Raw genomic sequence first — 14,525 nt, 5'->3', positions numbered from 1 at the left:
CCCGGCAACACCGGGCCGCCCCGTTCTGCGCCAGAGGCGCAAGGGAGCAGCCGTATGGACCGTTCACCCTGGCATGCCGGCGAGAAACAACTGCAGGCGCATGTGGGCGTTGCCGAACGAATGGAGGTGTTCGGTCGTAAAGTGATTCGCAGCGAGATGCCGGACCAGCACCGCACCTTCTATCAGCAATTGCCGTTCATGCTGTACGCAGCGGTGGATGCCGACGGTCATCCCTGGGCCAGCATCCTCGAAGGCCAGCCCGGTTTCGCACACTCGCCAGAACCTGGCTTGCTGCAATTTCGCAGCCTTCCGGCCTTTGATGATCCCGCGCAGTTGAGCGACGGTTCGGCCATCGGTCTGTTGGGCATCGAGTTGCACACCCGCCGCCGCAACCGCATCAATGGGCATGTCCGCGCCATGTCCTCGGACGGTTTCGCGGTGACGGTGGATCAGTCCTTCGGCAATTGCCCGCAGTACATACAGTTGCGCCAGTTTCGCTCGGTGCCGCTGGTCGATCCCTCGACGCGTGCCGCCCGGCATTTCAACGAACTGGATGACGCGGCCAAAGCCATGATCGCCGAGGCGGACACGTTCTTCGTTGCCAGTTATGTGGATGTCGACGGTGAACGTTCGGTGGATGTGTCGCACCGCGGCGGTCAGGCCGGTTTCGTACAGGTGGAAGGCAATCGCCTGACCATTCCGGACTTCGCCGGCAACCTGCATTTCAACACCTTGGGCAACCTGCTGCTCAATCCCCGGGCCGGGTTGTTGTTCATCGATTTCAATACCGGTGATTTGCTGCAGCTCAGCGGGCGCACCGAAATCATCCTGGAAGGCCCTCAGGTCGAGGCGTTCCAGGGGGCCGAGCGCCTGTGGACAATCGATGTCGAGCAGGTGGTACGTCGCCCGGCCGCCCTGGCGTTGCGCTGGCGCTTCGACGGTGTTTCACCGACCAGTTTGCTCACCGGCACATGGGAGCAGGCCAAGGCGCGTTTGCAAGCCAAGGCCTTGGGCGATCAATGGCGGCCGTTACGGGTGGTGCGGATTGAAGCGCAAAGCCACAGCATTCGCTCGATTTACCTGGAGCCCGCCGATGGGGCCGGGTTGCCACTGTTCCAGGCCGGGCAGCATTTGCCCCTGCGCTTCAACATTGACGGCGATGTGCACATTCGCACGTACAGCCTATCGAGCGCGCCGTCCGATGACTTTTTCCGCATCAGCGTGAAGCGTGACGGGCAGGTGTCTACGCATTTGCATGAGCAGATTCGTGTCGGCGACCTGTTGGAAGCGCGGGCGCCGCAAGGACATTTCACCGTAGCGCCCCATGAGCGTCGGCCTTTGGTGTTGCTGGCGGCCGGGGTCGGCATCACGCCGCTGTTGTCGATGCTGCGGGAGGTGGTTTACCAGGGATTGCGCACCCGCCGTATCCGGCCGACATGGTTCATCCAGAGTTCGCGCACGCTGGCCGACCAGCCGTTTCGCCAGGAGCTGGATCGCTTGCTCGAGGATGCCGGGGACGCGGTGCGGGTGGTGCGGTTGCTCAGCCAACCGGAAGCCGAGGCAATACAAGGAGAGGATTTCGACCTCAGTGGACGGATCGACGTCGCGCTGCTCAAGGATCTGCTGACAGTCGAGGACTACGAACAGCTGGATTTTGTCGTCTGTGGTCCCGGGAGTTTTACCCAGTCGCTGTACGACGGCTTGCGCGAGTTGGACATTCGCGATTCGCGGATTCACGCCGAAACCTTCGGCCCGTCCACCTTGCGCCGGCGACCGGACCCCGATGCGGTGGTGATCGAGCAACCGCCAGCCGCCACCACGTCCGTGCCCGTGGTGTTCCAGCGTTCGGCCAAGGAGGCGCGCTGGCAGCCAGACGGCGGTAGCTTGCTGGAGTTGGCGGAAAGCCGTGGCCTGCGTCCGGAATTCAGTTGTCGCGGCGGTTCTTGCGGCACCTGCAGCACACGCCTGATCAGCGGTCAGGTGCATTACCCACTGCCGCCAGCGGAGGTGCCGGATGACGGACAGGTGCTGATTTGTTGTGCGATTCCGGCGCAGGGGGCGCAGCCGTTGGTACTCGATATCTGACGATCATTGCAGGCGAACATTGCCCGCCGGTCGATGGCTGGGTAGGGTAGTGAGCAGAACGAAAAAGGGCCGCACAGGCCCTTTCTGCATTTCAGGAACAGGCGTTTCAATGGTTTTTTTTACTCGCTCGATGGTCTTGCTGATGGCGCTGGCGCTCACCACCGGTTGCGAAAGACAGGATGCTCCGCCGCTGGATCAACAGCTTTACGTCTGGCAGCGGCAGTGGACGCCAGCCCACGACGCCGCCCTCCGGGACAGCCGCGCCGATTTTTCGACGTTGCGAGTGCTGGCCTTGCAGGCTTTCCCCAACGCCGGCTGGAGTCGGGCCCGGATTGACCCGGCACTGGTCAAGCGTGATGGCCGGCCGGTGATTGCGGTGATTCGCCTGGATGGGCAGCTCAAGGCGCTGGATCAGGATGAGGTTACGGCGCAAGTCCGGCAGGTGATCAGCGACTGGCAGGGGCAGGGGTTGAACCTCGCCGGTGTGGAGATCGACCACGACGCCGGAAACGCTCGGCTACCGGCCTACCGCCAATTTCTCGCGCAGTTGCGCGGAGCGTTGCCGACGTCGCTGCCGCTGAGCATCACCGCATTGCCGTCCTGGCTCGACAGTCGTGAACTGCCGGCGCTGTTATCCACAGTCGACAGCAGCGTGTTGCAGGTGCACGCGGTGAGCGATCCGCGTCGTGGCTTATTCGATGCCGATCAGGCCCGGCAATGGGCGAAGGCCTGGAGCGGCGTCACGACGAAACCTTTCTATCTGGCGCTGCCGGCTTATGGCGTGGCGTTGCTGCCGTCGGCGGACGGCGCGCCTGTTGTGGAAAGCGAAGTCACGGTGGAGCGTGAAGGCCTGCGCCGTGAATTACTTGCCGATCCGCAGTCGTTACGCACCCTCGGTACCGAGTTGCGTGCCGATCCACCGAAACATCTGGCGGGCCTGATCTGGTTTCGCCTGCCATTGGCCAACGACCGTCGTGCCTGGAGCCTGACCACCTTGCGTGCCGTGGCGCGCGGTGATGTGCTCGACAGTCAATTGAACCTGAAACTCTCGGCCGACAATGGCCTCTATGACATCGGCATCAGCAACCAGGGCAACCTCGACCGCGCCTGGCCCGAACGCCTGACACTGGCTGTCAGCGGTTGTGAGGGGGCCGATGCCTTGGCCGGTTACGCGTTGCAACAGCGTCCGGATCTGCTTACCTTCACCCGCCTGCGCGATGGCCGAATACCGGCCGGCGGGCAGCGTGCCATTGGTTGGGCTCGCTGCGCACACATTGATCAAGGAGGTTCGAATGTTCACCCGTAACTGGCCGCGTCATCTGCTTTGCCTGAGCCTCAGCCTGCCGCTGGGTTCGGCGTTGGCCTGCGGCCCGGACTTCCCCATGCGCCTGTTGGATAACCGAGGCCAGTCGCTGGCGGAACTACCGGAAGGTAACTTCAGCTTCGAAATCAGCCGCCTCGGCCACGCCATCAAAGGCTTGAAGAATGTCACCGCTGGCGCCAACTATGCGGATGAAACTGACCCAGTAGCGCTGCGGGATCAGGCCGAGCAAGCCGGACTTTCCGCCGAGCAACAAGTGTTGGTGAAACACCTTCGCAGCCTGACCGATGCCCGTCAGGTTGAAACCGAAGGGGCCCAACTGCCGCCTGAGCTCAGGTTGTACCTGGCCGGTGCTGTGGCATTTGTCGCGGGTGATCCTGCCCTGGCCGCCGGGTATTTCAAGAAGGTGCTGGCCCTGCCTGCTGAGCAACGGGCTTCGCACAGCACCTGGGCGGCTTACTCGTTGGGTCGCGCGTTGTTCGCCATGAGCGCCGAAGCCAACGCAGCCCCTGGTCTGCTCGAGCAATCCGCCAAGGCCTTCGAGCAAGCCCGGCAACTGAGCATCGACGGCTTCAGCGATCCACTGGAACTGGGTGTCGCCAGCCTCGGCGAAGAAGCCCGGGTGGTGCGCGCCGCCGGCGACTGGAATCGCGCCATCGAGTTGTACGCCACGCAAAATCTGCACGGCTCCGCGGTGGGCTACACCTCGCTGAAGTTGCTGATGGCGGACCTGATGACCCTGCCGGATGATCAAGTGGCCGAGTTGCTCAAGGGCCAGCCCGTACAGCAATTGGTGACCGCATCGCTGATCAGCCGATTGGGTTGGTCGTTCGGCGATCAACCGCCCAACGAACAGAAAATGATCAAGCTGCTGCAAAACAGTACCCGTGGCAGTCTCGAAAACGCCGACCGCCTGGCGGCGATGAATTATCAACAGGGTGATTACGCCAGCGCCAAGGCTTTCCTCGAACATGCCGGCGATGGTGGGTTGGCCTGGTGGTTGCGGGCAAAACTGGCGGTGCGCGAGGGCGATAAGAGTGCGGCTGCCGCAGCCTATGCCAAAGCGGCCCAGGCTTTCCCGCAGAATGAGTCCTGGGGCGAGCGACGGACCCCGGACTACGATTACGAAACGCTTCAGCCCAAATGCCGGGTCGAGGGTGAAAGCGCGATCCTGGCTCTGCAACGCGGGGAATACCTGCAAGCCTTCGATCAGCTGTATCGCAGCCAAAGCATTTACTGGTTCGACGCCGCCACTGTTGCCGAGCGCGTGTTGACCCTCGAAGAACTCAAGCACTACGTCGACACGCAAGTGCCGGCACCGCCGCCGCTCAGCCAGCAGGACCGCGACAACTACGTGCCCTTGCCGGTGGCGGCGAGCCTGCGCAATCTGCTTGGGCGGCGTTTGTTGCGCGAGGGGCATTACGAGCAAGCGCCGGCGTACTTCGATAATGACGGCTTGCGGCACAAGGCGAGATTGTATGGCGAACAACGTCTGGCGGCTGATTCAGCCTGGTGGCCGACCCGTCGCGCCGCTGCGCTGTTCAATGCGGCCTGGACGGCACGCGAGTGGGGCATGGACATCTTGGGCTACGAGATGGCGCCGGATTACGCCACCTTCGGCGGTAACTTCACCCTGGCAAACGACGAGCTCAAAGTCGGTCCATTGGTGGCCGAGGACGAAGTGAAGCGTCAGCAGGCCAGCGCTGCCCAGCCAGATCAGCGTTATCACTATCGTTTCGTGGCCACGGCGCTGGCGAGCAAGGCGGCGGATAACTTGCCTCACACCAGTCAGGCGTTTGCGGCGGTGCTGTGCGAGGCGTCGGGGTGGAACAGCAGCCTCGAGGAGCAAAGTGCGATTTATCAGCGTTATGTCAAAGAAGGGCCTTACGTGGAATGGGCCGCCGATTTCGGCCACCAGTGCCCGTACCCCGACTTCGAGAACGCCGACAAACGCTACGTGACCCAAGTCACCGACGCTGCGCGTTCGGCCTTGCGACCGTACAAGACGCCGCTACAGATCGGTAGCGTAGTGGCGTTCGCGGCAGCCGCGCTATTGATGTTCAAACGTCGCCGCCGCAAGGCGCAGTGAGGTTCAAGCCTGTTGCACAAAGGTCAGCCGCACGGCGAAACCGATCAACAGGCTGCCGAACAACCATTGTTGCAGGCGCTGGGCTGAGGGGCTGCGTTGCAGCCAACGGCCGAGTGCCGCGCCGACCAGGGCGTAAGCGCTGTCGAACAGCAAACCGACACCAACGAGCACCACGCCCAAGGTCGCAAATTGCCCGAGCACCGGCCCAGACTGTGGGTCGATGAATTGCGGCAGCAGCACCGAGCAGAACAACAGTGCCTTGGGATTGAGCAGGTTGGTCAGCAGTCCGCGTCGGATGGCTGTACCCCAGCGCATTTTTTCACCGGTTGCGTCGGCGCTGGTGAGGCTCGGCAGCATCGTGGTTCGCAGGCACTGAATGCCGATCCACAACAGATACGCGGCACCGGCCAGGCGCACCACGTCGAAGGTCCATGGCGCGGCCTTGAACAGTGCCGCCAGCCCCAGCGCCGCCAATGCCACATGGCAACCCCGGGCGATGCCCAAGCCCACGGCCGTGGCCAGCGCGGCGCCTTTGCCTTGGCGGGCGCCGGTCTGCAACAGCAGGATCATGTCGGGCCCCGGCAACAGGTAGACCACTGCCAGCGCCATGAAAAACAGCCAGAGACCTTGCATGTTGCACCCCCGTTCGTTGTCGATTTGGTCCTGCCAGTCTAGGGCTGGAGGGCGGGGCAGGTGCTTGCGTTGTCAGCTTCTATCGGGTCGTGTATTGGCATAACCTGCCACTTAATCAAGCTTGAACCATCAGGATCTGCCAAACCATGAAACTCGACGCCTACGACCGCAAGATTCTCGCCGCACTGCAACGGGATGGCCGCCTGAGCAATGTGCAACTGGCAGACGAGATCGGCCTGTCGGCATCGCCTTGCTTGCGCCGGGTGCGGATGCTGGAAGAGGCGGGGGTGATTCGCGGTTATCAGGCCAACCTGGACCGCGACGAAGTGGGGTTGGGGCTGACGGTGTTTGTCGGGGTCAAGGTCGAGCGTCATAACGACGAACAAGCCGAAGCCTTTCGCCACGCGGTGACGGCATTGCCCGAGGTGATTTCGGCGTTTCTGGTGTCAGGGGAATCGGATTTTTTGTTGCAGGTGGTGGTGCCGGACTTGCGTGGCTATGACCGCTTTCTCACCGGGCGATTGCTGAAGCTGCCGGGGGTGAGTGATATTCGCAGCAACTTTGCGATTCACACGGTGAAGGCCCCGGGGTCGTTGCCGCTGGAGCATTTGCCGCTTTAGACCGAGTCGTCTGCATCGCGAGCAGGCTCGCTCCCCCAGGTACAGCGCAAACCTTGTGGGAGCGAGCCTGCTCGCGAATGCGATAGATCAGTCACTGCAGCACTTCAAGACTTACATCTGCGTCGCCATCCCCTCCACATTCATCGCCGCCTGGCGCAAGGCCTCGGAGCGGGTCGGGTGTGGGTGGCAGGTCAGGGCGATGTCTTCGGCCGAGGCGCTGAACTCCATGGCCACGCAATACTCGCCAATCATTTCACTGACGCTCGGGCCAACCAGATGCACGCCGAGGACTTCGTCCGTGCGCTCATCGGCCAGCACTTTGGCGAAGCCTTCGGTTTCGTGGTTGATCTTCGCCCGGCTGTTGGCGGTGAAGGGAAACTTGCCGATCTTGTACGCCCGGCCTTCAGCCTTGAGTTGCTCTTCGGTCTTGCCGACGCTGGCCAGTTCCGGTTTGGTGTAGATCACACTGGGGATCAGGTCGTAATTGACCTCGCCCGCCTTGCCGACGATCTGCTCGACGCAGGCCATGGCTTCGTCCTCGGCCTTGTGGGCGAGCATGGGGCCCGAGGTCACGTCACCGATTACCCAGATCCCGGCGGCTTCGGTGCGATGCCCTTTGTTGGCGAGCACGCCGCGCTTGTCGGTGGCGAGGCCGACGTTCTCCAGGCCCAGACCCTGTGTATAAGGTCGGCGTCCGATGGCCACCAATACGTAATCCGCTTCGAGCAGTTCGGCGGCACCGCCAGCGGCAGGCTCGATGCTGAGCTGGACGCCGTTGGCTGAGCTGGTGGCGCTGGTCACTTTAGAACTCAACTTGAAACTCAAGCCTTGTTTACTCAGGGATCGTTGCAGGGTTTTGCCGGCTTCGATGTCAACGCCGGGGCAGATCCGGTCGAGAAACTCGACCACTGTCACCTGTGCCCCAAGGCGTCGCCAGACCGAACCCAGTTCCAGGCCGATCACCCCGGCGCCGATCACCACCAGATGCCTGGGCACCTCGCTCAGGGCCAGGGCACCGGTGGAGTCGAGGATGCGTTTGTTATCGATGTCCACACCAGGCAGGGGCATGGGCTCGGAACCGGTGGCAATGATGATGTCCCTGGCGATCAGTTCGGTCTTGCCACCGGCTCTATCGGTCGCCGTGACTTTGCCCGGTCCGTCGATGTGGCCCCAGCCTTTGATCCAGTCGACTTTGTTTTTGCGGAAAAGAAATTCGATGCCCTTGGTCAGCCCGGTAACGCTTTCATCCTTTTGTTTCATCATCTGGGCGAGGTTGAGGCTGGGTTTGACATCGATCCCCAGGTTGGCGAATTCCGCCCCCATGGCCGCGTCGTACAGTTCAGAGGCATGCAGCAACGCCTTGGATGGCATGCAGCCGACGTTCAGGCAGGTGCCGCCGAGTGTGGCGCGTCCTTCCACGCAGGCGGCCTTCAGACCCAGTTGTCCGGCGCGGATCGCCGCGTTGTAACCGCCGGGGCCACCGCCGAGTATCACGACGTCATAAATGCTCATGGATGTACTCCTGGATCGAAAGGGGGTAGGGATGGGTAAAAGTAGTTCCTGGATAAAATTACGAGCGCAATATGTGCGTTCTGCAGCATTTCGGTCAAGGCTTCAGGTAAGCGACAGGTTGGGCATCTTTAGATAGCGCGCGTGAGTACGGAAATTTCACCATTTTCGTTATATCGTAACGAATTGTCCTGTAAGCGAAAGACACTCTGGGGTGGTATGCAAGTCGATCTCGATGTTGATGAAGCGCCGTTAGCCGGGTTACCGCGCTTTCAGCAGGCGTTCATTCAAGGGCGGCGTTTACGCCAGTTCGCCATCGGCGCGGGCGTATTCGCGACGGTGGGTGTGCTGCTGGCGTTTTTTGCCGGGTTGTTTTCCTCGCAAACACTGTGGCCGGCGTTGCTGCTGAACCTGAGCGCGGCGTCTGTTGTGTTGATGGCCGGTTTGCAATCGGCCTGGTGGGTAACCCAGTGGCGGGCCCGTGCCATGAATCCCGTAGTGCCGGTGGTTGTTGTCGACGAGTCTGCCGCGCCATCGGGGTGGTATGAGCGATTGCTGGACCGGATCAGCCGACAATCGCAGCATCTGCTCGGGCAAATCGGCGCGCCGACGCTATGGCTTGGCGGCTGGGCATTGTTGGCGGTATTGAGCGTCGAACAAGCCTGGAACCTCACGTTGCCCCCGGCAGCGCTGGGCCTGTCGGCCACTGTCGGGGCGGCGTGCTTCCTACTGTTGGCGTTCGGCCTGTTGGTGATGGAACGCCATCTGGCCCAGGAAAACACTGCGCAATGGCCTGAAGCCGCTACATTGGCGCAATTGATCCGTGTGGCGATCATCAGCCTGGTGCTCAGTGCTTTTTGTCTATTGTTTGCCGATGAAACCTCGGTATGGCCTGTACGCCTGGCGGTGTTGATCGGTCTGCTGCCGGGGCTGGTGGCGGCAGAACTGTTACTGCGCGCGCTGTTGTCATTGTTCAGCCCGCGCCGCGAACGCCTTGAGCCGGAGCTGTTGGCGCGCAGCTTTGTCGCTGACATGCTGCGCTGGCCACCACAGCCATTGTTGGCGTTGCAGCACGAATTGCATAACCGTTTCGGCATCGATCTGCGGCAGATCTGGGCCTTCACCTACATGCGTCGGGCGTTCCTGCCGGTGCTGGCGGTGGTGTCGCTGGTTGGCTGGTCGCTGACTGGCATTCACGAAATTGCCCTGCAAGGGCGTGGCATCTACGAGCGATTCGGCAAGCCGGTTGAGGTGTTCGGCCCAGGTTTACATATGGGTTTGCCTTGGCCTTTGGGCCGGGTGTTGAGGGTCGAGAATGGCGTGGTTCACGAGTTGGCCACCAGTGTCGGCGAAACTACAGCCCCCACTCAGGCCGACCCTGCCGAAGGTCCGGCCCCGGCAATTGCCAATCGCCTGTGGGACGCCAGCCATGTGAACGACAAATCCCAGGTGATCGCGAGCAGCCGAGCCGACAAGCAGAGCTTTCAGATCGTCAACATGGACGTGCGCTTCGTCTATCGCATCGGTCTGAGCGATGAGGCAGCGCTGGCCGCCACCTATAACAGTGCCGATGTGCCGATGTTGATTCGCAGCACCGCCAGCCGAATCCTGGTTCACGACTTCGCCTCGCGCACCCTCGACGGTTTGCTGGGCGAGGACAGGGTAGGGCTGGCCGAAGAAATCGGCCGCGCCGTCCAGGCTGACCTGCAAAAACTCGACAGCGGTGTGGAAATTCTCGCCACGGTGGTCGAGGCTATTCACCCGCCGGCCGGTGCAGCCAATGCCTATCACGGCGTGCAAGCGGCGCAGATTGGCGCGCAAGCCTTGATCGCCCGTGAACGCGGTGCCGCTGCCGAGGCCACCAACCAGGCGCAGTTGCAGGCCAGCATCGCCCGCGATCAGGCGACGGCCAGCGCCCGTGAAATCAACGCTGGCGCCCAGGCCGCGGACCTGAAATTCAACGCCGAGAAGAAAGCCTATGCCAGCGCTGGCCAGGCTTTCGTGCTGGAGCAGTATTTCAGTCAGTTGTCCCAGGGTTTGGCCAACGCCAGATTGCTGGTGCTCGATCATCGTCTGGGCGGCAGCAGCAATGCGCCGACCATCGACCTCCGTACTTTCACGCTGCCGGTTGACCCTGCGCCGTCGCGTAAAACCGCTCAGCCAGGAGCTGCCAATTGAGCCAGTCCCATTCCCACGATCACGATGACCACGCCGGCCACGATCACGGCCATGGCGGACAGCACCACCACGGCCACCACCATCATCACCACGGCGATCCTCAGGAAGCCGGTCCATTCCCTTGGCGTCGGATGGGGTGGGCGGCATTGCTGGTGGCGTTTGCGGTTGCCGCCGCGAGCCTGGTGCAGGTGCGTTCGGGTGAAGCCACCGTGATCACGCGCTTCGGCAATCCATCGCGAGTCTTGCTGGAGCCGGGACTGGGTTGGCGCTGGCCGGCACCGTTCGAAGCGGCGATTCCGGTGGATCTACGACTGCGTACCACGTCCAGCGGTTTGCAGGATGTCGGCACGCGGGACGGTTTGCGCATCATCGTTCAGGCCTACGTGGCGTGGCAGGTGCAGGGCGATCCGGACAATGTGCAACGTTTCATGCGTGCGGTGCAGAACCAGCCGGATGAAGCCGCGCGGCAGATTCGCACCTTTGTCGGCTCGGCACTGGAAACCACCGCCAGCAGTTTTGATCTGGCGAACCTGGTCAATACCGATGCCAGCCAGGTGCGCATCGCTGATTTCGAAGCACAGCTGCGCAAGCAAATCGATCAGCAGCTGCTCACCACTTATGGCGTGCGCGTGTTGCAGGTCGGTATCGAACGATTGACGCTGCCTTCGGTGACGCTCATCGCGACGGTCGACCGGATGCGCGCCGAGCGTGAAACCATCGCCACTGAGCGCACGGCCATCGGCAAGCGTGAGGCCGCGCAAATTCGTTCAGCCGCTGAACGTGATGCGCGAATTGTTCAGGCCGATGCCACGGTGAAAGCAGCGGATATCGAAGCGCAATCACGCGTCGAAGCGGCGCAGATTTACGGTCGCGCCTACGCGGGATCGCCGCAGCTCTACAACCTGCTGCGCTCGCTCGACACCTTGGGCACGGTGGTGACGCCTGGGACCAAGCTGATTCTGCGCACCGATGCCGCACCGTTCCGGGTGTTGGTTGACGGTCCGCCGAGCCTCGACAACAAGTCCGGATCGCAGCCATGAGTTTGGTTCCACGTGGAACAAATGAGTTGAGCAGCCCCTGGATTCAGGCCGGGCGCTTGGCGTTTCTCGCCCTTTACGCAGTAACGGTGTTGGCGGCATTGGCGTGGGCGTTTTCCAATGTACGGCAGATCGATCCGCAAAATCGCGCAGTGGTTTTGCATTTCGGCGCGCTGGATCGCATTCAGAATGCCGGGCTGTTATTGGCCTGGCCGCAACCGTTCGAGCAGGTGATTTTGTTGCCTGCGGCGGATCGGGTGATCGAGCGTCGAGTGGAAGGTCTGTTGCGCAGTGGCGCCGCGATCCAGGCAGATCGCGTGGCCAGTTTTGCCACGCCAATCAGTGATGCATTGGCAGGCTCAGGTTATCTGCTGACTGGTGATGCCGGGGTGGTGCAACTGGATGTGCGGGTTTTCTATAAAGTCACCGAGCCCTATGCGTTCGTACTTCAGGGCGAACATGTGTTGCCGGCACTGGATCGTCTGGTGACCCGCAGTGCAGTCGCGCTCACGGCCGCACGGGATCTGGACACAATTCTGGTCGCCCGGCCAGAGCTGATCGGCGCTGACAGTCAGGCGGCGGAACGACGCGAGCGCTTGCGAGGCGATCTGGTGCAGGGCATCAACCAGCGTCTTGCCGAACTCACGGCGACGGGGCAGGGACTGGGGATCGAGGTGGCTCGGGTGGATGTGCAATCGAGTCTGCCAAGCCCGGCGGTCAATGCTTTCAATGCGGTCCTCACAGCGAGCCAGCAGGCCGACAAAGCTGTGGCCAATGCGCGTACCGAAGCCGAAAAACTGACGCAAACCGCCAACGAGCAAGCCGACAGAACACTGCAAGTTGCCCATGCCCAGGCCAGTGAACGACTGGCCAAAGCATCCACCGACACGGCCACGGTGTTGAGCCTGGCCAAGGCGCAACAGCAGGGTACTGACCCGCAAATGCTGCTGCGCATCTATCGCGAGCGGATGCCGAAAATTCTCGGTCAGGCCGGTTCAGTCACAACGGTCGATCCCAAAGACGATTCCCGCCTGGTCATTCAGGGAGCAGCACAATGACTGCGCAAACCGCCACCGCGCCGAGCATGTTGTCTTCGGCAGAACAACGTAGCGCCGCGCGCCAACTGACCCTGGCCATGCTCGCGTTGGGCCTGCTCGCGCTGGGTTTGATCTGGCGTTGGCTGGCGCCGGAGCAGACTGGCGTCAGTCAGCTGCTGCTGGGTTTTGCCTCGCTGCTGGTCGCCATACCGGTCATGCGTTCGGCCTGGTACAGCCTGCGTTATCCAAGCCTGCACGGCATTACCGATCAATTGATTGCCTTGGCCATGCTGGGTGCCTGGGCCACCGGGGATCTGCTGACGGCGGCCCTGTTGCCGATCATCATGATCTTCGGTCACGTGCTGGAGGAGCGCAGCGTGATCGGTTCCCAGGAGGCGATTCACGCCCTCGGCAAACTGACCCGCAGCCACGCGCGCAAGGTTCAGGCGGACGGCTCCATCATCGAAGTCGACAACGGCACGCTCAAGGCGGGCGACCTGGTCGAGGTCCGCGCCGGGGACCGGGTGCCGTCGGATGGTCGGGTGTTATCCGGCCAGGCGAGTCTGGACACCGCCTCCATTACCGGCGAATCGGTGCCGATGGAGGCGGGCGTCGGCATGTCGGTGTTCGGTGGCGCGATCAACCTCGACGGTCTGCTGCGAATCGAAGTGACCCGCACCGGCCAGGAATCGACCCTCGGCAAAGTCATCGCCCTGATGCAAAACGCCGAGCGCTCGAAACCGCCGATCACTCGTTTGCTGGAGCGTTACGCCGGCAGCTATATGGTGCTGGTGTTGCTGCTGGCGGCGGTGACCTGGTTCATCACCAACAACGCTCAAGCGATGCTCGCGGTGTTGGTGGCGGCCTGTCCTTGTGCGCTGGTGTTGTCGGCACCGGCGACGGCTATTGCCGGGGTGGCGGTAGCGGCACGCCACGGGATTCTGATCCGCAGTTCTGCGTTCCTTGAAGAGCTGGCGGATCTGACTTCGTTGGTGGTCGACAAGACCGGGACGCTGACCTTCGGCACCTTGCGTCTGCAATCCATCGACAGTCCGCTGGAGGATCGTAGCCATGTCCAGGCGCTCGCTGCCAGCCTCGGCTCGGCCAGCAGTCACCCGGTCAGCCGTGCGCTCGCGGGGTTGGTGACCCAAGAGCATTTCCTGCTGCTTTCTGACATTCATGAGCGCCAGGGCCTGGGCGTGGTGGCGATGACCGAGCAGGGCGAAGCGGCGCTCGGCCGACCGGAGTTGTTTGCGCAACTGGGCATCAGCACAACGACGGTTCCCGATCACGACGGTCCGATTGCCGGGTTGGCGCTCAATGGTGAATTCCTCGCCTGGCTGTTGTTGGCCGACAGCGTCAAACCCGAGGCGCAGTTTGCCTTGGGTGAATTGCGCGACCTCGGGTTGGGCCGCCAGTTGTTGCTCACCGGTGACCGGCACAGCGTCGCGCAGGCGTTGGCCCGGGATGTCGGGATCAGTGACGTCGAAGCGCAAGCCTTGCCCGAAGACAAACTCAACCGCGTGCTCAAGGAAATCGACAGCGGCTTCCGGCCGATGGTGGTCGGCGATGGCATCAACGACTCCCTGGCCCTCAAAGCGGGTGTGGTCGGTGTAGCCATGGGCGCGGGCGGTGCGGACATCGCCCTGGCATCGGCGGACATCGTGCTGATCGGCAGTGACCTGCGCCGTCTCGGCACCTGCGTGCGCCTGAGTCGTCAGTGCCGCCAGACATTGCAGGTCAATGTGATCATCGGGCTCGGCTGGACCCTGGCGATCGTGGCCTTCGCCGCGTTCGGCTGGCTCGGTGCTGCCGGGGCGATGATTGCGGCGTTGCTGCATAACCTCAGCACCTTGTTGGTGTTGGGCAATGCCGGTCGTTTGTTGCGGTTCCAGGAGCCTTTGCTCAAGCTCAAGGACGAAACCTGAAGGCGAATGCTCTAAACCGGGTAGTCACGGGGCTTAAACTTTTTAGAACTGTGCGCCCGGTTCGTAGTCATTGGAGATGAGGGCACAT

General features: G+C 62.3%; 10 protein-coding genes. 8 read left to right on the top strand and 2 right to left on the bottom strand.

Translation table 11 applies throughout. From position 1 onward, the window contains the following. Window positions 1-54: 54 nt before the first annotated feature. The 3 genes from AABM52_RS30400 to AABM52_RS30390 all read left to right on the top strand — a co-directional run bounded on the left by AABM52_RS30400 (window position 55) and on the right by AABM52_RS30390 (window position 5,495). Entirely contained in the window at window positions 55-2,085 is a 2,031-nt protein-coding gene (locus AABM52_RS30400) for a pyridoxamine 5'-phosphate oxidase family protein (protein WP_347909832.1), read from the top strand. A 109-nt stretch (window positions 2,086-2,194) separates the two neighbouring features. Then, window positions 2,195-3,391, top strand: a complete 1,197-nt coding sequence (locus AABM52_RS30395; protein ID WP_347909831.1) for a DUF3142 domain-containing protein — start codon at window positions 2,195-2,197, stop codon at window positions 3,389-3,391. Continuing rightward, window positions 3,378-5,495: a hypothetical protein gene (locus tag AABM52_RS30390; protein ID WP_347909830.1), complete on the top strand. Its 2,118-nt coding sequence runs from the start codon at window positions 3,378-3,380 to the stop codon at window positions 5,493-5,495. Before AABM52_RS30395 ends, AABM52_RS30390 begins: the two co-directional genes overlap by 14 nt. A 3-nt stretch (window positions 5,496-5,498) precedes the next feature. On the opposite strand, the gene AABM52_RS30385 is transcribed toward AABM52_RS30390, so the two are convergent. Continuing rightward, entirely contained in the window at window positions 5,499-6,128 is a 630-nt protein-coding gene (locus AABM52_RS30385) for a LysE family translocator (protein ID WP_347909829.1), read from the bottom strand. Window positions 6,129-6,274: 146 nt separating this feature from the next. On the opposite strand from AABM52_RS30385, the gene AABM52_RS30380 reads away from it, so the two are divergent. Then, the gene (locus tag AABM52_RS30380) at window positions 6,275-6,748 is read left to right on the top strand and encodes an Lrp/AsnC family transcriptional regulator (RefSeq protein WP_347909828.1); all 474 of its coding nucleotides are present in this window, start codon (window positions 6,275-6,277) and stop codon (window positions 6,746-6,748) included. 111 nt (window positions 6,749-6,859) lie between these two features. Here AABM52_RS30380 and lpdA read toward each other — a convergent pair whose 3' ends face one another. After that, window positions 6,860-8,260, bottom strand: coding sequence for a dihydrolipoyl dehydrogenase (lpdA, locus tag AABM52_RS30375; RefSeq protein ID WP_347909827.1), 1,401 nt, complete (start codon window positions 8,258-8,260; stop codon window positions 6,860-6,862). 216 nt (window positions 8,261-8,476) lie between these two features. Between lpdA and AABM52_RS30370 the strand changes: the two genes are divergently transcribed. The 4 genes from AABM52_RS30370 to AABM52_RS30355 are packed head-to-tail and all read left to right on the top strand — an operon-like array spanning window position 8,477 to window position 14,437. Beyond that, window positions 8,477-10,435: a protease modulator HflK gene (locus AABM52_RS30370; protein ID WP_347909826.1), complete on the top strand. Its 1,959-nt coding sequence runs from the start codon at window positions 8,477-8,479 to the stop codon at window positions 10,433-10,435. Then, complete coding sequence (locus tag AABM52_RS30365; protein WP_347909825.1) at window positions 10,432-11,475, top strand: protease modulator HflC; 1,044 nt, start codon at window positions 10,432-10,434, stop codon at window positions 11,473-11,475. Before AABM52_RS30370 ends, AABM52_RS30365 begins: the two co-directional genes overlap by 4 nt. Continuing rightward, window positions 11,472-12,530, top strand: a complete 1,059-nt coding sequence (locus AABM52_RS30360; RefSeq protein ID WP_347909824.1) for a protease modulator HflK — start codon at window positions 11,472-11,474, stop codon at window positions 12,528-12,530. The genes AABM52_RS30365 and AABM52_RS30360 overlap by 4 nt, the downstream gene beginning before the upstream one ends. Beyond that, window positions 12,527-14,437 (top strand): heavy metal translocating P-type ATPase, encoded by a 1,911-nt coding sequence (locus AABM52_RS30355; RefSeq protein WP_347909823.1) that lies wholly within the window; start codon window positions 12,527-12,529, stop codon window positions 14,435-14,437. Before AABM52_RS30360 ends, AABM52_RS30355 begins: the two co-directional genes overlap by 4 nt. Window positions 14,438-14,525: the final 88 nt, after the last annotated feature.

This window comes from Pseudomonas grandcourensis (genome assembly GCF_039909015.1).
GTDB lineage: Bacteria > Pseudomonadota > Gammaproteobacteria > Pseudomonadales > Pseudomonadaceae > Aquipseudomonas > Aquipseudomonas grandcourensis.
Note: the sequence above shows the minus strand (reverse complement) of the source record. Positions and strands in the feature narration are given on the sequence as shown.

Coding starts and splice junctions, on each gene's coding strand:
- AABM52_RS30400 (WP_347909832.1), top strand. CDS start 55: ATGGACCGTTCACCCTGGCATGCCGGCGAGAAACAACTGCAGGCGCAT.
- AABM52_RS30395 (WP_347909831.1), top strand. CDS start 2,195: ATGGTTTTTTTTACTCGCTCGATGGTCTTGCTGATGGCGCTGGCGCTC.
- AABM52_RS30390 (WP_347909830.1), top strand. CDS start 3,378: ATGTTCACCCGTAACTGGCCGCGTCATCTGCTTTGCCTGAGCCTCAGC.
- AABM52_RS30385 (WP_347909829.1), bottom strand. CDS start 6,128: ATGCAAGGTCTCTGGCTGTTTTTCATGGCGCTGGCAGTGGTCTACCTG.
- AABM52_RS30380 (WP_347909828.1), top strand. CDS start 6,275: ATGAAACTCGACGCCTACGACCGCAAGATTCTCGCCGCACTGCAACGG.
- lpdA (WP_347909827.1), bottom strand. CDS start 8,260: ATGAGCATTTATGACGTCGTGATACTCGGCGGTGGCCCCGGCGGTTAC.
- AABM52_RS30370 (WP_347909826.1), top strand. CDS start 8,477: ATGCAAGTCGATCTCGATGTTGATGAAGCGCCGTTAGCCGGGTTACCG.
- AABM52_RS30360 (WP_347909824.1), top strand. CDS start 11,472: ATGAGTTTGGTTCCACGTGGAACAAATGAGTTGAGCAGCCCCTGGATT.
- AABM52_RS30355 (WP_347909823.1), top strand. CDS start 12,527: ATGACTGCGCAAACCGCCACCGCGCCGAGCATGTTGTCTTCGGCAGAA.